Annotated in this window: 15 protein-coding genes; 11 read left to right on the plus strand and 4 right to left on the minus strand. The window is 51.6% G+C overall.

Annotated elements, in window-relative coordinates:
• The 3 genes from NNN64_RS18570 to NNN64_RS18580 all read right to left on the minus strand — a co-directional run.
• Window positions 1-513: alpha-hydroxy-acid oxidizing protein (locus NNN64_RS18570; protein WP_271442343.1), on the minus strand; the 513-nt coding region annotated here is incomplete at its 3' end.
• Between the two features lie 13 nt (window positions 514-526).
• The gene (locus NNN64_RS18575; protein WP_271442344.1) at window positions 527-1,093 is read right to left on the minus strand and encodes a YceI family protein; all 567 of its coding nucleotides are present in this window, start codon (window positions 1,091-1,093) and stop codon (window positions 527-529) included.
• Between the two features lie 426 nt (window positions 1,094-1,519).
• Window positions 1,520-2,056, minus strand: coding sequence for a GNAT family N-acetyltransferase (locus NNN64_RS18580; RefSeq protein WP_271442345.1), 537 nt, complete (start codon window positions 2,054-2,056; stop codon window positions 1,520-1,522).
• An 841-nt stretch (window positions 2,057-2,897) separates the two neighbouring features.
• On the opposite strand from NNN64_RS18580, the gene pgaA reads away from it, so the two are divergent.
• The 6 genes from pgaA to NNN64_RS18610 all read left to right on the plus strand — a co-directional run bounded on the left by pgaA (window position 2,898) and on the right by NNN64_RS18610 (window position 9,822).
• On the plus strand, window positions 2,898-5,360 hold the full coding sequence (gene pgaA / locus NNN64_RS18585) for a poly-beta-1,6 N-acetyl-D-glucosamine export porin PgaA (RefSeq protein WP_333908965.1): 2,463 nt from the start codon (window positions 2,898-2,900) through the stop codon (window positions 5,358-5,360).
• Between the two features lie 9 nt (window positions 5,361-5,369).
• Complete coding sequence (pgaB, locus tag NNN64_RS18590) at window positions 5,370-7,391, plus strand: poly-beta-1,6-N-acetyl-D-glucosamine N-deacetylase PgaB (RefSeq protein WP_137382670.1); 2,022 nt, start codon at window positions 5,370-5,372, stop codon at window positions 7,389-7,391.
• Window positions 7,388-8,722, plus strand: coding sequence for a poly-beta-1,6-N-acetyl-D-glucosamine synthase (gene pgaC, locus NNN64_RS18595; RefSeq protein WP_040232145.1), 1,335 nt, complete (start codon window positions 7,388-7,390; stop codon window positions 8,720-8,722). The genes pgaB and pgaC overlap by 4 nt, the downstream gene beginning before the upstream one ends.
• Window positions 8,719-9,225 (plus strand): poly-beta-1,6-N-acetyl-D-glucosamine biosynthesis protein PgaD, encoded by a 507-nt coding sequence (pgaD, locus tag NNN64_RS18600; protein ID WP_271442346.1) that lies wholly within the window; start codon window positions 8,719-8,721, stop codon window positions 9,223-9,225. The genes pgaC and pgaD overlap by 4 nt, the downstream gene beginning before the upstream one ends.
• A gap of 82 nt (window positions 9,226-9,307) precedes the next feature.
• Window positions 9,308-9,538, plus strand: coding sequence for a 4Fe-4S mono-cluster protein YjdI (gene yjdI / locus NNN64_RS18605; RefSeq protein ID WP_005123368.1), 231 nt, complete (start codon window positions 9,308-9,310; stop codon window positions 9,536-9,538).
• A gap of 11 nt (window positions 9,539-9,549) precedes the next feature.
• Window positions 9,550-9,822, plus strand: coding sequence for a GNAT family N-acetyltransferase (locus NNN64_RS18610; protein ID WP_101741591.1), 273 nt, complete (start codon window positions 9,550-9,552; stop codon window positions 9,820-9,822).
• Window positions 9,823-9,857: 35 nt separating this feature from the next.
• Here the strand turns inward: NNN64_RS18610 and NNN64_RS18615 are convergent, their stop codons facing one another.
• Entirely contained in the window at window positions 9,858-10,787 is a 930-nt protein-coding gene (locus tag NNN64_RS18615; RefSeq protein ID WP_271442347.1) for a LysR substrate-binding domain-containing protein, read from the minus strand.
• Window positions 10,788-11,179: 392 nt separating this feature from the next.
• Here NNN64_RS18615 and NNN64_RS18620 point away from each other — a divergent pair, with 392 nt between their 5' ends.
• The 5 genes from NNN64_RS18620 (at window position 11,180) to NNN64_RS18640 (ending at window position 17,311) form a co-directional block, all read left to right on the plus strand.
• Window positions 11,180-11,785 (plus strand): ankyrin repeat domain-containing protein, encoded by a 606-nt coding sequence (locus tag NNN64_RS18620; RefSeq protein WP_271442348.1) that lies wholly within the window; start codon window positions 11,180-11,182, stop codon window positions 11,783-11,785.
• Between the two features lie 117 nt (window positions 11,786-11,902).
• Window positions 11,903-12,700, plus strand: coding sequence for a DUF2877 domain-containing protein (locus NNN64_RS18625; protein WP_271442349.1), 798 nt, complete (start codon window positions 11,903-11,905; stop codon window positions 12,698-12,700).
• On the plus strand, window positions 12,678-14,225 hold the full coding sequence (gene fdrA, locus NNN64_RS18630) for an acyl-CoA synthetase FdrA (RefSeq protein WP_271442350.1): 1,548 nt from the start codon (window positions 12,678-12,680) through the stop codon (window positions 14,223-14,225). The genes NNN64_RS18625 and fdrA overlap by 23 nt, the downstream gene beginning before the upstream one ends.
• Window positions 14,225-15,643 (plus strand): DUF1116 domain-containing protein, encoded by a 1,419-nt coding sequence (locus NNN64_RS18635; protein ID WP_137382676.1) that lies wholly within the window; start codon window positions 14,225-14,227, stop codon window positions 15,641-15,643. The genes fdrA and NNN64_RS18635 overlap by 1 nt, the downstream gene beginning before the upstream one ends.
• Before the next feature lie 117 nt (window positions 15,644-15,760).
• The gene (locus NNN64_RS18640) at window positions 15,761-17,311 is read left to right on the plus strand and encodes a xanthine permease (RefSeq protein WP_137382677.1); all 1,551 of its coding nucleotides are present in this window, start codon (window positions 15,761-15,763) and stop codon (window positions 17,309-17,311) included.
• The last annotated feature ends 4 nt before the right edge of the window (window positions 17,312-17,315 follow it).

Below are 17,315 nucleotides of genomic sequence, written 5' to 3' on the forward strand. Positions count from 1 at the left end.
ATTTTTACTCATATAGAGCTGGAAGAAGAACGGATTTCCCCCTGATGCTCTGGAAACGTCCTCAATGGTTTTATTTCCGTAGGTGCTTAAAGAGAAAATTGAACCAACCTGGGCCATCCCCCTGGCTGTGGCGAGTTCACCGGTTTCGTGCGCCAGACCCTGGGCTGCCATTGGCGCCTGGATAATTGGTGTTTTTAGCGGAATGCCCAGCAAGCTGGTTGAAAGATTGATATTTTTTAATTCAATACCTTGCAATACTCGTGGAACGATAAATTTCTTATCAAAGCTCTCGGTATTGCTGCGCAGATTATTTTCATCTTCCGCGCCTCCACGAATATAACCAAATGCTCCCTTTTCCATTCTGGCTTTTACTTGATTTTCAAGAGAGTCAATGTTAACCATTTTAATGGGGTGCTCTTCGGTGCTGGCTTTATATGCTTCGGCCTGCGCCAGACCCGATGACATCATCATAGCCACAGAGGCTATGGCCAGAACTGTTTTATTCACTTTCATTCTTACTTCCTTGTTATTGGCGTATTGCTTCAGCCTGAATGTTAATATCAACTGTTTTGCTCATTCCTATGTTGACGAGATAATCAACCCCCCATTGGGTACGATCAATTTTTGCAGAGAAATCACCACCGCAGACCTGAGCGTTGAAAACCGGACTCATATAGCAGCCGAATTTTGTCGTCGTTAACGTGACAGGTTTAGTAACCCCCTTCATCGTCAACATCCCTTCAATGGAGGTAGGTTTGCCCTCAGAGAAGTTCCATTTTGTTGATTTGAATACAATATCCGGATATTTTTCTGCATCGAGTATATCGCTGCTACGGATATGCTTGTCAAATGCTTCCAGACCGGTATTTAGAGACTTTACAGGAATGGTTACCTGCAGTTCACCTTGCTGTTTCTCTGGAAGATATTTCACTTCTCCGCTGATGGAGTAAAAGCCACCATGGTTGGTTGATGTCTGAAAATGGTCGATATTAAATGTCGCATTCGTATGCGTACTATCTAATTTATATACTTCGGCATGTGCAATATTCACAAAACCTAATGCGCATACTGCGATAAATATGTTCTTGTTCATGGTGTAACCTCAGAGATAGAAAACAGATGCATTTATAATTCATGTGTTATAACCCGTCCAGATTGAAAAGTGGGAAGCAGTGTCCCATTTATAGAACGATAGGGGGTGCAGGGGGATTATTCGCTATTGAATAATCCCCCTGCATCACTTTAGAATTATAAGAGTATATTAGATTTAATATTAACCACTCAATCTCTGATAACGCTTATAAAAATAAATTTACCTGCGATAACTGGTTATCCTTGAATGAGATATTCTTTATGTTCCAAAACGCCCCGCAGATGCGGTGAGCCTGATGAGGTGCAGGAAATCCTCCCGGATGCGCAAAAAGTGCTTTCGCAAAGGAAGATGGCGAGTAGCTGGTAGGTAAAGCAGGCAAACGGCCTTAATTAGTATTAAGGGGGTCTTCCCCCCCTCCGTTTTCCCTCAGAGTATCACGCCAGCATCGGGCGGCAGTGTGCTGTTACCTTCACCCAGATTACGTTGTAGCAATACGGTATCGAGCCAGCGACCATGCTTGAAGCCAATATTCTTTAGCGTGCCGACCTCGGTAAATCCGACCTGCTGGTGGACTTTCAGCGATCCCTGATTATTGCTGTCGCCGACGATGGCAATCATCTGTCGGTAGCCGTGTGTTTCTGCCCATGTAATGACATGGTGTAGTAGCGCTTTGCCCGCACCCTGACGTTGTGCTGCCGGATCAATATAAATCGAATCTTCGAGCGTATAGCGGTAGGCATAGCGCTCACGGTAGCGGGTGAGATAACAGTAACCGATGACTTTTTCGTCCTGCAGGGCCACAACCCACGGCAACCCCAGCTCGCGGATCTTAGTCAGGCGAACAAGCATTTCGCGAGTATCTGGCGGGTCAGTCTCAAAGCTGGCAGTTCCGTGAAGAACATGATGTGCGTAGATAGTATGGATAGCGGGGATGTGCTTTTCTTCTGCGTTAACGATTTTCATTGACCAGCTCCCGTTGGCGTCTTTTGCCAGATTACCTGAAAGAATGCGCAAAGGGTAAGCGCAAACGCTTATGGTTCAATGGACATCATTCAATAGCATTAGGCTTATATTTTGTAAGGGTAAAAATTGATTGTCGTTGATATCGCCAATAATTTAACAAATAGATAAGCACAGTTTTGTGGAATGATAAATACACTTGGGCATAGTGAAATTAACAATTACCTGCGGTGGTTCATTGGGGGATTCCACAATGCCATTTTTGGTAGTGGATAAACTTACTGTTAATAAAATCCTTTAATTTCATTTTGTTATATCTTTATCTAATTCTTTTTACCTGGTTTTGTGTTGCTCGTTTCACCCTGAAACTTAGCCGTTTAAAATTAACTGATGTTATTTATAGTGTTATCAGTTACTGTTAATTATCAGGTTTTTCCTGTCAATTCTCAAAATGCTTATCAGGCAAACAGTTACCTGGTGTTTCTATATTTGCTGATAATAGTTATCATCGTTACGTGGTTTCGTCACGGAAACTTAATCTAAATCCAGTATTCGATCCCAAGAGTATTAGGATAATTTGGTTTAAAATACTTTTTTTGCCTAAGAGTTTTCTTATAACATAGCAAGACCCCACACTGAGTGATAAAATTCCTGAGCTTTCGCCTGCCTCCCAACGACGTGTGGATGAGTCATAGAGAGTCAATAAGACGAAAGAATTAAATGATTTTTAGTCATATTACGAAATAAGCGGCAGTGCACTTTACATGGTCGGCAACCGTCAGGGAATGACTGTAACTTATTGAAAACGCTTATTTTTACTGTGATGTAAGATATAAGGGCAGATATGTTCAGTATGCGTCGACATGCCAACTTTATTAAACGCTTTAAGTCAGTAACCTGTTTATTTACGGCAAGCGTTCTTTTCCCAATGCAAGCCTCTGCAGCAGTATCAGATTATGATGCGTTGATTATTGAAGGGCGAGGTGGTAATAGCACACCGTTATTGCGCTACCTTGAGGAGCAGGGAAAGAAAAGTGCGTTAACGCCAAATCAGGTGGCTGACTGGCTGCAAGTATCTGGTTGGGTTGATAACAACGATAAAGCAACCATTGATATCTGGCAGCGGTATCGTGGGCAGATGGATGTGCCTGCACGCGGTAAAGTGGCCGCTGCGCGTGCGTATCGCAATCAGAAGAGCTGGAATGAATCATTAGCGCTCTGGGAGAGCGTTGTACAGGAAGAGCCTGAGAACGCCGATGTACGTACCGGCTGGATCATGACGCTGGCGGATGCACGTTACAATCAGCAGGCCCTGACTGAAGCAAATAAATGGGCACGCGCGCATCCGGGGGCTGACTCTGATGCACTGCTTGCCTATGTGTATCATTCACAGGGGAAAAACTGGGATGCGCTGTTAGTCGCCAGCCAGGCGGATGAAGTCGATCCGGGTAACAAAAATGCGAAATCCACGCTGTTGTCAGCGCTGTCAGCCAACCGTGTCGCTGAACCTGCGTTGGAACTGACGGAAGAGGTTCCGACATCTGACCCCGTTAAGCGGCGTCTGGCGCTTGATGCTGCAGCCGAAAAGGTGCGCGCTTCTTATACCTCTGCACGAAATGAAGATGAGCGTTTTCTCGTGGCGGATAAAGCGCTTGCCCGCTATGACCAGTTGCTGGCAGCCTGGAAAGATGATCCCGCAGCCCAGGGTGATGTGCGCCGGGCGAGAATTGATCGCATGGGCGCCCTGCTGGTGCGTAAGCGTACTGCCGACGTGATTCAGGAATACGAATCTCTCTCCGCGGACGGTGAAGTGCCCAACTATGCCAAACGTTGGGTGGCTTCGGCGTGGCTTAGCGAACGTCAGCCGGAAAAGACCGAAGCAATGCTGGCGAGCATCTATTATCCGAACGGACCTATCCCTGTGACGCCGCTCAGTCCTGAAGATCAACAGGATCTGTTCTATGCGCATATTGATAATGAAAATTTTGCTGCCGCTAAAAAACAAGTCGATGACTTGATCAAAGAGAGCCCGTATCTGCGTCGTATCTATGGCTCGCCAACGCCACAGCCTAACGATAACTGGCTGCTCGGGCAGACGCTGCTGACGCAATATCATCTTGCTGCCAATGAACTGCCAGAGGCAGAAAAACTCTCAGAACATCTGGCACGAACAGGTTCAGGTAACCAGGGGCTGCGCATAACCTATGCCTCCGTTTTGGAAGCCCGTGGATTGCCACATGCGGCGGAAAAAGAGCTAAAGCTTGCGGAAGTGATCGAGCCCAGCAACCTGGAGCTGGAGCGTCAGCAGGCCTATGTGGCGCTGGATCTTCAGGAGTGGAAACAGGCCGACGAGCTGACCGATGATGTCATCGCCCGTAGCCCGGATGACGAAGCGACGCTGCGCCTGGCACGGATCCGTGATGTGCATAAAATGTCGGAAGTGCGTATCAGCGGTACGCAGGGGATCTCCTCCGATAGTCCGGTCAGCGGTAAGAATGACTTCAACATTAATACTGCGATTTACAGCCCGCCGATTAATGACAATTGGCGACTGTTTACCGGTTTCAACTTTGCCACCGGCGAGTTTGAAGAAGGAAAAGGCATCAGCCGCGATCTGGCGGCTGGTGCTGAATGGACTTCACGTGATTACTGGGCCGAAATGGAACTGTCTGGCCGTAATTATGGCGACGGGCAGAAACTGGGGGGCCGTCTTTCAGCCTGGCATGACTTCAATGATAACTGGCGTGTGGGGGGGTCAGCAGAGCGTCTTTCCCGCAATACGCCACTGCGTGCGCTGCGTAGCGGCGTATATGCCAACGGCGGCGATATGTATGTCCGCTGGTACCAAAACGAACGGCGAGAGTATCAATTGTCGTTTGCCGCTTCACATTTCTCGGATGGTAACGATCGTATCGAATACGGGCTTAGCGGAAAAGAGCGTATGTGGACAACACCGCGTTTCACGCTGGACTTTACCCCGGGAATCGGCGGTAGCACCAACACCAAAGAGAATGTGCCGTATTACAACCCCAAAAGTGATTTCTCCGTGGTACCCGGCTTGACCGCGGAGCAGGTTCTTTACCGACACTATGACACCGTGTGGACACAGCAGGGAGTGGCTGGCGTGGGCGGCTACTGGCAACAAGGTGAAGACGCAGGGGCCATCGTCCAGTTGGGTTACGGTCAACGGCTTAAATGGAACAACGTCGTAGATGGCGGGGTGATGCTGGTGTGGGATAAACGCCCCTACGACGGTAAACGTGAGCGGAATATCTCCCTCGCTTTCGATTTGAATGTCAGGTTTTAAGGATTGTTCATGCTGAAAAGATGCCTATGGCTTAGCGCACTCATCGCTGGCTGGTTGATGATTACCGCGTGCAGCAGTGCGCACAATACGACGCCTCGCTATGTTCCTCCTGATGAGAGAACGCCGCTGACGGCCGATCACCCGTGGCCAAAAAATAGTTTTTTGGTTCTCGGCTATCACGATGTAGAGGATGATGCAGCCGATCAGCGCTACCTCTCTGTGCGTACCAGTGCGTTGAGCGATCAAATAGCCTGGCTGCGTGATAATGGCTATAACCCGATCAGCGTCCAGCAAATTCTGGATGCTCATGACGGTAAAATCGTGCTGCCGGAAAAAGCGGTTCTGCTCACCTTTGATGACGGGTATAGCAGTTTCTATACCCGCGTCTGGCCGCTGCTGAAAGCTTACAACTGGCCAGCCCTTTGGGCACCGGTTGGAAGCTGGGTGGATGCCCCTGCGGACAAAAAAGTCGATTTTGGTGGCCTGATGACGGCGCGCGACAAATTCGCCACCTGGAAGATGGTCGAGGAAATGGGCAAATCGCCGTTGGTGGAAATCGGCGCGCATACCTGGAACTCGCATTTCGGTGCAGAGGCGAACCCGCAGGGAAGTAAAGAACCTGCTGTGGCAAACCGCCTTTACGATAAGAAAACCGGCACTTACGAAACGGACGAGCAATACTATCGCCGTATTAATACCGATATCTCTTTGATCACCAATAAAATTAAAGCGGTAACGGGGAAATCGCCACGTGCCTGGGTCTGGCCATACGGTGCCGCCAGTGGGACGACCTTAAACCTGGCCAAAGAGCAAGGTTATAAGATGGCGTTTACGCTCAATGAAGGGCTGGCGAATGCGGCATTCCTTGATGACATCCCGCGCGTACTGATTTCTGATAACCCATCGCTCAAGCGTTTTGCCAGCCAGGTTGCTCAGGTGCGCGAACCGCAGACGATGCGCGTGATGCATGTCGATCTGGATTACGTCTACGACAAAGACCCCGCCCAACAGAAGAGAAACATCGATAAGCTGATTCAGCGTGTCTATGACATGCGTATCTCTCATGTCTTCCTGCAGGCATATGCCGATCCGCAGGGCGACGGGAATATTCGCGAGGTCTATTTCCCTAACCGCTGGCTGCCGATGCGCGCCGATCTGTTTAACTATATTTCCTGGCAGTTACAAACCCGTGCCGGGGTTACCGTGTACGCCTGGATGCCGGTACTGGCTTTCGATCTGGATGCCTCAATTCCGCGTGTAACGGCATGGGATCCAAAAACCGGACGTACGGCTATCGATCGTGAACAGTATGTGCGTCTTTCTCCGTGGGATAGCGAAGCGCGTAAACGCATTACCGAGATCTATGAAGACCTGGCGAAGCACGCCAGCTTCAAAGGTATCTTGTTCCATGATGATGCCTTCCTGACGGATTTTGAAGATGCGTCGCCGGAGGCGTTAGCCGCCTACCGTGCCGCAGGACTTCCGGGAAGCATCGAGCAAATCCGTAATAACCCTCAGGCGTTTGAGCGCTGGACTCGCCTGAAAAGTAAGATGCTGATCGACTTCACTAAGCAGTTGACGCAATCGGTACGCAATATTCGCGGTCCGCAGGTGCAAACCGCCCGTAATATCTATGCTATGCCGGTACTGGAACCTGAAAGTGAAGCCTGGTTTGCACAAAACCTGAATGACTTCCTGAATACCTATGACTGGACAGCCCCCATGGCGATGCCATTCATGGAAAAAATTCCGGCTAATGATGCTAACGCCTGGCTCGACCGACTGGTGAATGCTGTTGCACAGACTCCCGGCGCGCTGGATAAAACCGTGTTTGAACTGCAGGCACGCGACTGGCGTAAATCCGGGGAACAGGCCGAAATCAGTGGTAAACAACTCGCCGAATGGATGCGTCAGCTTAAGTTAAGCGGCGCAGGCAACTACGGCTATTACCCGGATGATTTCATCAGCGATAAACCTGAGATGTCAGAGATTCGTTCGACGTTCTCCTCATACTGGTACCCGCAAAAATGACCGATCGCATAATTGCTTTCCTGATACTTTGCCTGATGTTCAGCCTGCCGTTTGGCGTGGCTGTCGTCTTCACGGGTGAAGTGATGTTGAACTTTGTCTTCTTCTGGCCCTTGTTCATGTCTGCATTGTGGATAAGCGGCGGGGTCTATTTCTGGTTTTACCGCGAGCGTCACTGGAAATGGGGAGATGAAACGCCGCCGCCTACTTTGGAGGGAAATCCGCTGGTCTCGATTTTGATCCCGTGTTTTAACGAAGGGATCAACGCGCGTGAGACGATCGAGGCAGCACTGGCTCAGCGATATAAGAATATTGAAGTTATTGCCATCAATGATGGTTCGACAGATGACACGCACGATGTACTGGAACAGCTGGCAACAGAGTACCCAAGCCTGCGAGTGATTCACTTAGCGGAAAACCAGGGGAAAGCCCTGGCGCTTAAGACCGGTGCAGCAGCAGCGCGCAGTGATTACCTGGTCTGCATCGATGGGGATGCGTTACTGGATCGTGATGCGGTCGCCTATATCGTGGCTCCGCTTATCCAGTTCCCGCGCGTTGGTGCGGTGACTGGTAACCCGCGTATTCGCACCCGTTCGACGTTAATTGGCCGTGTACAGGTCGGTGAGTTCTCGTCGATTATCGGCTTAATCAAGCGTACCCAGCGAGTCTACGGGCAGATATTTACTGTTTCAGGTGTCGTTGCCGCGTTTCGTCGCCGGGCGTTGGCTGAAGTTGGTTACTGGAGCCCGGACATGATCACCGAAGATATCGACATCAGTTGGAAGCTGCAATTGCGCCACTGGTCGGTATTCTTTGAGCCACGCGCACTGTGCTGGATCCTGATGCCTGAAACATTGAAAGGACTGTGGAAGCAGCGCCTGCGCTGGGCACAAGGTGGTGCGGAGGTGTTTATCGTTAACATGCGCCGCTTGTGGTCGTGGGAATTCCGCCGTATGTGGCCACTGTTCCTTGAGTTCTGTTTCTCTACCGCCTGGGCATTTGCTTATGCGGTTAGTATCGTGCTGTTCTTGTTAGGGCTGCTATTCCCAATGCCAGACACGCTGTATGTTCAGCATCTGTTCCCGCCAGCCTTCACTGGACTTATCCTCGGCGTGGTCTGCCTGTTGCAGTTCGCGGTGAGCCTGATGATTGAACGGCGCTATGAAAAAGGGATTGGGGCCTCGTTGTTCTGGATCATCTGGTTCCCGGTGGTGTACTGGATGCTGAGTCTGTTCACCACGCTGGTGGCGTTCCCCAAAGTGATGCTCAAACGCAAACGCGGCAGGGCGCGCTGGGTCAGTCCTGACCGCGGTATCGGGAGGATTGAATCATGAACCAACCGCTGATTTTTACCGAACGGCGTCTGCTGCCGCGCCTCATCGACGTCGTGTTGACGCTTATTGCCTGGATTGGGTTCTTATACCTGATTTATAAAGGGCTGATCGTCGCACTGGCGCATTCACCGTATATGGGGGTTCGCCCCTTTTTCACGACCCTGGATACGGTGACGTTTTACATCCTTATCGCCCTGGTCAACGGACTGGTGCTAATAGGTTGGGCGAAGTACAACCAGTATCGTTTCCGGGTGGAGCGACGCAGTCGCAGGCCGGGTCTGGAAGACCATGAGCTGGCTGAAAGTTTACGCATTACCCGCGAGCTGGTTACAGAGCTGAACAAAGCGAGGGTGCTGACGGTTCACCATCATGAGAATGGCGAGATCAGCCATATCGATGTGGACAGAGATATTGCCGATAATCGCCTGCCGCCGCCAACACCGGCGATGCTGGAGTATTTGCCGATGGAGCCGCAGCCGTCGTTGCACACAAGGGCCGAGTGATATTTCTGCTTTCAGCCGCTTCCTTCAGCCTCGCATGGGTCTATGATTAGACCCAGACAATAAAAAAATGCGAGGCAATGTCGTGGATAAGGAACTACTGGATGCAGGTTACCGGGCCTATACCGGCGAGAAGATCGATGTCTATTTCAACACGGGGATGTGCCAACATTCGGGCAATTGCGTTCGGGGAAGCGCAAAACTTTTCAACCTGAAGCGTAAACCGTGGATCATCCCGGATGAAGTCGATGTTGCGACGGTTATCAGGGTTATTGATACCTGTCCGAGTGGTGCGCTGAAATATCGCCAGAAATAAGTGAGGGAACCATGGAAATTCTTGCAGGCCATAACAAGTTTTATGTTAACGATGCTGAAGGCAAGCAGGTCGCCGAGATTGTTTTTGTGCCGACAGGCGAGCATCTGAGCATCATTGAGCATACCGATGTTGACCCCAGTCTGAAAGGTCAGGGCGTGGGTAAACTGCTGGTGGCGAAGGTGGTGGAGAAAATGCGCGCCGAAAACCGCAAAGTGATCCCGCTGTGTCCGTTTGCCAAACATGAGTTTGATAAAACGCGCGAGTACGACGATATTCGCGCCTGAAGACTGATTTCCGCCGGATAGTCTTATCCGGCACATCACTGCCGATGCAGCAGATCCTGATATATCCCCGTCAGTACTCCTTGTGGGCCAAACTCTTTTTTAATCCACTGCGTTACGCGACCGGTTGCCGCGTGCTGGGTTGCCAACAGCATGCGTGAATCCTGACGAGGGTTATGGATCTGTCGCGTGACCAGCAGCGACTTTTCCATCGCTTCGCGTACCATATAGTCCGGTAAAAAACCGATGCCTTCACCCAGAATCTGGCACTGACACTTGGTATTAAAATCAGGAACCAGAATCGACTCCTGCCCGTGCAGCAACCAGCCGACCTTCTTGTTGATGGTGTGCGCGGTGTCCTCCACCATAATGTTTGGGTACAGACGCAACTGACTTTCTGAAATTGGCTCAGGCATAAACGCCAGTGGGTGATCCGGTGCGATAGCGAACGACCAGCGAATCGCACCGATTTCGGTGTAATCAATCCCGCCGCCGTCCAGCAGGGTATCGGGCGCGCCAATAGCGATATTGGCCAGGTTATTGATGATCGAGTCCCAGACGCCGTTATAGACCTCGGTGGTCACGGTTATCTGGCAGGTCGGAAACTGCTTTTTGAGCACCTGTAACAGCCGTGCAGTGTGCTGTGGGGTATACAACAGCTGGTTAATGCAAATGCGCACCCTGGCTTCAATCCCCTGGGCGATGGTATCGATGCTGCGCTTGATGGCGTGGAAGTCATTCAGCAGGTCGGTTGCTTTGCGAAAGAAGTAGCGACCGGACTCAGTGAGCTCAATGCTGCGGGTATTGCGGGTAAACAGCACCACATCGAGTCCCATCTCCATGCGTTTGATGGTGTAGCTGATGGCCGACGTTGTTAAGCCAAGCTCCTCAGCGGCCTTGCTGAAACTGCTATAGCGCGCTGCCATCGTAAAGGCCAGCAGGTTTTCCTCGGTAAAAATTGAATTCATCCGTTCTCCCCTCAGGCCATGCGGCGATGTCCACGATACGATGATTGTTGAATGTATTTGTAATCCTTATCGAGAGCAATCAGTTTTGAACAGAATTTAACACTAGAGTTACATTTGATTTGAAGGCAATCACACTTCTGTATTTTAGTTGAGACCCGCTATTTGTGCTGCATGCCGCCTGATATCCACAGGCTCTGATTCATCGCTAAAACGGCTTCAGTCATAAGGGAAAGATTGCACTACAGCACGTTTTACTCTCATTGTTAAATTTGATTCAACAATCGACACGCTTACGATGAATGAAATTTAAGCGGATGTCATTCTCTAAACTCTGTTGCTATTCTCAGGTTATCGGAAATATGAAGAGTCTAAAAAACTGCAGGAGAGTGATTATGTCAGAGAAAGAACTTATTACTGAATTTCTGCTGGCGGCAGAACAGGGTAACGCCGAAGGATTAAAATCCTGTCTGGAAAAAAATGTGGATATTAATGCCACCAACCGCCAGGGCCGTACTGCCATTATTATTGCCAGCCTGAATAAACATTATGACTGCGTTTCTTTATTGATTGCTGCCGGTGCTGATATTAATAAACAAGATCAAACCTGTTTTAATCCATTTCTGATTAGCTGCCTGACAAATGATTTAACACTGCTGCGCACGGTATTACCGGCTAACCCGGATCTTGAGCGCCTGAGCCGTTTTGGCGGTGTCGGCATTACGCCTGCCAGTGAGAAAGGTCATGTTGAGATCGTCCGTGAGCTGCTGCTGCATACCGATATTAACGTCAACCACACTAATTTCGTTGGCTGGACGCCGCTGCTGGAAGCTATCGTACTCAACGACGGTGGCGCGAAGCAGCAGGAGATCGTCAAGCTGCTGCTCGACCATGGCGCGAACCCGCACATGACGGATAAATACGGTAAAACCCCGCTAGAGCTGGCGAGGGAAAAGGGGTATCACGAAATCGCCGAGCTGCTGATTGCCGCCGGAGCCTGACAGAGGAGCGCCGCTATCGCCACGCCATCACGGCGATGCGTTCGGGCGCTAACCGCTGACGGCGCGTTTCTTTCATTCCGGGGTACCGGGCGAGTCGAACAGGTTTTTTCCCGCGCGGTGAATCTGTTCATACCCGAGCAGCAGCGATTATTGACGTTACTGAGTGAAGGCTGTGATAACGCGCCCAATAGCTGTCGGCTGGCGCTGACGCATTGTGAAGACCTGTTTCATCCCGGTGAGCCGGTCAGTTTTACCGAATCAGGGATTGTCGTTGGTAAGGATAAGTGGATAGAGACTTCCGGGTGCCTGCCGTGGCGAATGCCGCAGTGGACGCCAGATGCAACCGCGTTCTCAGCTATTCGGTGGCAGCGCTGGGAAGAGGATATCCGCCAACAGCTTAAAAACGATGACACATTATTTCTGTACCAGGGTGACAACCCGTTTTATCAGGAGATCACCCGCGAATTACTACAGCGTCGCCAGACATTAATGACGGCGCTGAACACAGGAGAAAATATCTCTGCTGCCGTCAGCCGTTTAATTGGTCTGGGTATTGGGCTGACGCCATCATCCGATGATTATTTAGTGGGTCTAAGTACTATCTTATTTATTCCAGGACACCCGCTGGAAAAATATCGGAGAGAGTTTTTAGCCGCCTTGCAGCGTGACGGAAATAATACGACATTACTCAGTAAAATTACGCTGGAGGAGGCTTTTCATCAGCGCTATCGGGAAAGTGTCGCACGACTGCTGAACCATATTATTAATGAGCAACAACACGTTTCTACGCAATATATAACTGATATTAAAAATATCGGCTCAAGTTCTGGCTGCGACATGCTATACGGCATGGCGGATGCCTGCGCCCTGAGCCACAGGTCCGGAGGGAATTATGTCGATCAGGATAGTTGTTAAAAAGAATACGTATTTTGATTCTGTCTCACTGATGTCTATTTCAACACGCGCAAATAAGCTCGATGGTGTGGAGCAGGCGTTCGTGGCAATGGCGACAGAAATGAACAAGGGTGTGTTGAAGAATCTTGGCTTGCTTACGCCTGAGCTGGAAGACGCGAAGAGTGGCGATCTGATGATTGTCATTAAAGGCGCGAGTGAAGCGGCGAACGAGCAGACGCTGGTGGCGATTGAAGATCTGTTCACGCATAAAGAGCAGGGCGGCCAGCATGAAGCGCGCTACGCCACGCTCGCCAGTGCTAAAAAACACGTACCTGACAGCAACCTGGCGGTTATCTCGGTTAACGGTCTGTTTGCCGCACGTGAGGCACGTCAGGCACTGCAAAATAACCTCAATGTGATGCTGTTCTCAGACAACGTTTCTCTTGAGGACGAACTGGCACTTAAGCAGCTGGCACACGAAAAAGGGCTGTTGATGATGGGGCCAGACTGCGGGACCGCCATTATTAACGGCGCGGCGCTGTGTTTTGGTAATGCGGTACGTCGCGGCAACATTGGCATTGTGGGGGCATCCGGTACCGGTAGCCAGGAACTGAGCGTGCGTATTCATGAGTTTGGCGGCGGTATTTCCCAACTGATCGGCACGGGTGGACGCGATCTGAGCGAGAAAATTGGTGGTCTGATGATGCTTGACGCGATTGGCATGTTGGAAGCCGATCCGCAAACCGAAATCATTGCACTGATCTCCAAACCGCCTGCGCCTGCGGTGGCCCGTAAGGTACTGGAACGCGCACGCGCCTGCCGCAAACCGGTCGTGGTCTGTTTCCTCGGACGTGATGTCGCTCCTGCGGATGAAGCGGGGCTGCAGTTCGCACGTGGCACAAAAGAAGCTGCGCTGAAAGCGGTACTGCTGACGGGTGTGAAAAAAGAGACTCTGGACCTGCATCCGCTCAACTGGCCGCTGATTGAAGAGGTTCGCGCCCGTCTGACTCCACAGCAAAAGTACATCCGTGGCTTGTTCTGTGGCGGCACGTTGTGCGATGAGGCGATGTTTGCCGCCATGGAAAAACACGCCGAAGTGTACAGCAATATCCACCCCGATCCGGCATTCCGCCTGAAAGATCTCAACCGCAGCGTGGCGCATACCTTCCTCGATTTCGGTGATGACGATTTTACCAATGGCAAACCGCACCCGATGATCGATCCCACCAACCGCATTAGTCGTCTGTTGCAGGAAGCACGCGATCCTGAAGTTGGCGTGATCGTGATGGACTTCGTCCTCGGCTTTGGATCGCACGAAGATCCGGTTGGCGTGATGCTCGAGGCGATCGTTGAAGCCAAAGCGATCGCCGCGGCAGAGGGGCGTCCGCTTGAGATCCTCGGCTATGTGCTGGGAACCGATCAGGATACGCCGTCACTGGAAAAACAGTGCCAGATGCTGACCGATGCCGGGGTTATCTGGGCGAGCAGTAGCACCAACACCGGATTGCTGGCGCGTGAATTTATCTGTAAAGGGGAGGAAGCCTGATGAGCCAGACACTGTTTAACCAGCCGCTGAATGTGATTAACGTTGGCATCGCGATGTTCAGCGATGACCTGAAAAAGCAGAACGTACCGGTGACCCAACTCGACTGGACTCCGCCAGGGCAGGGCAACATGCAGGTGGTCGCGGCGCTGGATCAGATTGCCGATTCTCCGCTGGCAGACAAAATTGCTGCCGCTAATCAGCTGGCGCTGGAACGCATTATCCAGTCACATCCTGTGCTGGTGGGGTATGACCAGGCCATTAACGTGGTGCCGGGCATGACCCGTAACACCATCCTGCACGCCGGGCCGCCAATCCGTTGGGAAAAAATGTGCGGTGCGATGAAAGGGGCAGTCACCGGGGCGCTGGTATTTGAAGGACTGGCAAAAGATCTGGATGAAGCCGCAGAACTGGCGGCTTCTGGCGAAATTATCTTCTCCCCATGCCACGAACATGACTGTGTGGGATCGATGGCGGGCGTCACCTCTGCCTCAATGTTCATGCACATCGTTGAGAACAAAACCTACGGCAACCGCGCATATACCAATATGAGCGAGCAGATGGCGAAGATCCTGCGTATGGGGGCGAACGATCAGAGCGTTATCGATCGTCTGAACTGGATGCGCGATGTGATGGGCCCAATGCTGCGTGATGCCATGAAGTTGGCAGGTGAAATCGATCTGCGTCTGATGTTGGCGCAGGCGTTGCACATGGGCGATGAGTGCCATAACCGCAACAATGCGGGGACGGCACTGCTGATTCAGGCGCTGACGCCGTGGATCATTCAGACCGGTTATCCGGTTGAGCAACAGCGGGAAGTGTTTGAGTTTGTCCTCAGCAGTGATTACTTCTCCGGCCCGACCTGGATGGCGATGTGTAAAGCGGCGATGGACGCTGCGCACGGCATTGAATACAGCACCGTGGTGACGACGATGGCGCGTAACGGTGTTGAGTTCGGTTTGCGCATCAGTGGTTTACCGGGTCAATGGTTTACCGGTCCGGCGCAGCAGGTGATTGGCCCGATGTTTGCGGGCTATAAGCCGGAAGATTCCGGGCGCGATATCGGCGATAGCGCGATTACCGAAACCTACGGTATTGGCGGTTTCGCGATGGCGACGGCACCGGCCATCGTGGCGCTGGTGGGCGGTACGGTTGAAGAAGCCGTCGACTTCTCTCGCCAGATGCGTGAAATCACGTTGGGTGAAAACCCGAACGTCACCATTCCGTTGCTCGGTTTTATGGGGGTACCAACGGCTATCGATATTACGCGCGTAGGTAGTACCGGTATTCTGCCGGTGATCAATACCGCGATTGCGCATAAAGATGCCGGGATCGGCATGATCGGTGCCGGAATTGTACACCCGCCGTTCGCCTGTTTTGAAAAGGCGATCCTCAACTGGCGTGACCGCTACTGCTCATAACAATAACCGGGGCTAACACCGTTAGCCCCACGGTAGCGAAGCGAAAAACGTTGCTTACCTGCAGGGCTGGGCGATCTCCGCGATCGCAAACGATGCTTAACCTGTAAAGGATATTCCATGAACAGCATAAAACTAGAATGGAAACGTGGTGACTGGGCGGCTTACTTCGGGCTGATGACCAACAACCTGACTAACCTGCTGACAATGATGGGGCTGCTCATTTTTGTTGTCGGCATCCCGACTGAAATAGTTTACGGCCGCATTGCGCCTGCCTTTGGTCTGGCGGTGCTGGTGGCCAGTATCTGTTACGCCTGGTTTGGTTTGCAGATGGCAAAACACACCGGCCGTAATGATGTAACGGCGTTGCCGTCCGGTCCCAGCGCACCGTCAATCTTTACCGTGACGTTCCTGGTGCTGATGCCGGTTTATCAGCAAACCAAAGATGCTAACTTCGCCATCCAGATAGCACTGGTATGGTGCTTTGTGGAAGCGTTGATCCTGGTGGGTGGCTCCTTCCTTGGCGAGACCATCCGCAAGATGATCCCGCGTACGGTACTGCTCTCCTGTTTATCCGGCCTGGGGCTGCTGCTGTTGGCGATGAACCCCATGCTGCAGGCGTTTGAAGCGCCAACCGTTTCTTTCATCGTCCTGTTGCTGATTTTCATCAACTGGTTCGGTAAGAAACCGATTTTTGCCCGCATTCCGACCGGTTTGCTGCTGCTGATTGCCGGTACGGCCCTGGCATGGATCTCCGGTCTGCAAAGCCCGGAAGCGATTAAAGCCTCGATGTCGTCTTTTGGCTTTAACCCGCCAGAAATCCATGTCGACAGCTTCCTGCAAGGATTACCGCATGCGCTGCCGTATCTGGCTTCTGCAGTTCCGCTGGGTCTGGCGAACTATATTTTTGACCTCGAGAACATTGAAAGTGCGCACGCCGCGGGCGATGAGTACAACACCCGTAAAGTTATGATGGCGAACGGTTTTGCCTCCATGCTTGGCTGCATGTTGGGTAACCCGTTCCCGGTGACTGTGTATGTTGGGCACGCGGGCTGGAAAGCAATGGGCGCCAGCATCGGTTATACCCTGGCATCTGGTATCACCATGTTCCTGGTACCGCTGTTTGGGCTGGGCGCGTTTATGCTCGCCATTATTCCGATGACCGCGATAGTGCCGATTCTGGTGTTTATCGGCGTGGTGACCGCCAACCAGGTGGTGCGAGAAACGCCCAAAGTCGAGGTTCCCGTCATCTTCATTTGTCTGTTCCCGTGGATTGCCAACTGGGCGTTGACCATCGTTAACAGCGTAATGGGGGCCGCCGGAACCTCTGCGGGGAAACTGGGCAGTGACCTGCTGCACAGTAAAGGCGTGTACTACGACGGGCTGGTGCATCTGGGAAGCGGTGCGCCGCTGGCCAGTATGCTGTGGGGCTGTGTCGCTATCTTCGCCATCATGAACAAGCCGTTACGTGGGGCGATTGCCGCCGCCTTCGGTGCACTGCTGTCGCTGTTTGGTGTGATTCACTCCCCGGCAGTGGGTTTTGCCGAAGGCAGCTCGATGATGTTTGTTGTGGCCTACCTGATGATGAGCGGCATGTTCGTCGTCAAACATATTCTCGACAGTCGTGAAGCGGCTACTGCGCCTGAGCAGGAACCGACGAAAACAACCTGAATCG

It is taken from the genome of Citrobacter sp. Igbk 14 (assembly GCF_028069825.1).
GTDB lineage: Bacteria > Pseudomonadota > Gammaproteobacteria > Enterobacterales > Enterobacteriaceae > Citrobacter.

Coding starts and splice junctions, on each gene's coding strand:
- pgaB (WP_137382670.1), top strand. CDS start 5,370: ATGCTGAAAAGATGCCTATGGCTTAGCGCACTCATCGCTGGCTGGTTG.
- NNN64_RS18640 (WP_137382677.1), top strand. CDS start 15,761: ATGAACAGCATAAAACTAGAATGGAAACGTGGTGACTGGGCGGCTTAC.
- NNN64_RS18615 (WP_271442347.1), bottom strand. CDS start 10,787: ATGAATTCAATTTTTACCGAGGAAAACCTGCTGGCCTTTACGATGGCA.
- NNN64_RS18610 (WP_101741591.1), top strand. CDS start 9,550: ATGGAAATTCTTGCAGGCCATAACAAGTTTTATGTTAACGATGCTGAA.
- fdrA (WP_271442350.1), top strand. CDS start 12,678: ATGTCGATCAGGATAGTTGTTAAAAAGAATACGTATTTTGATTCTGTC.
- NNN64_RS18580 (WP_271442345.1), bottom strand. CDS start 2,056: ATGAAAATCGTTAACGCAGAAGAAAAGCACATCCCCGCTATCCATACT.
- pgaD (WP_271442346.1), top strand. CDS start 8,719: ATGAACCAACCGCTGATTTTTACCGAACGGCGTCTGCTGCCGCGCCTC.
- NNN64_RS18575 (WP_271442344.1), bottom strand. CDS start 1,093: ATGAACAAGAACATATTTATCGCAGTATGCGCATTAGGTTTTGTGAAT.
- pgaA (WP_333908965.1), top strand. CDS start 2,898: ATGTTCAGTATGCGTCGACATGCCAACTTTATTAAACGCTTTAAGTCA.
- pgaC (WP_040232145.1), top strand. CDS start 7,388: ATGACCGATCGCATAATTGCTTTCCTGATACTTTGCCTGATGTTCAGC.
- NNN64_RS18620 (WP_271442348.1), top strand. CDS start 11,180: ATGTCAGAGAAAGAACTTATTACTGAATTTCTGCTGGCGGCAGAACAG.
- NNN64_RS18635 (WP_137382676.1), top strand. CDS start 14,225: ATGAGCCAGACACTGTTTAACCAGCCGCTGAATGTGATTAACGTTGGC.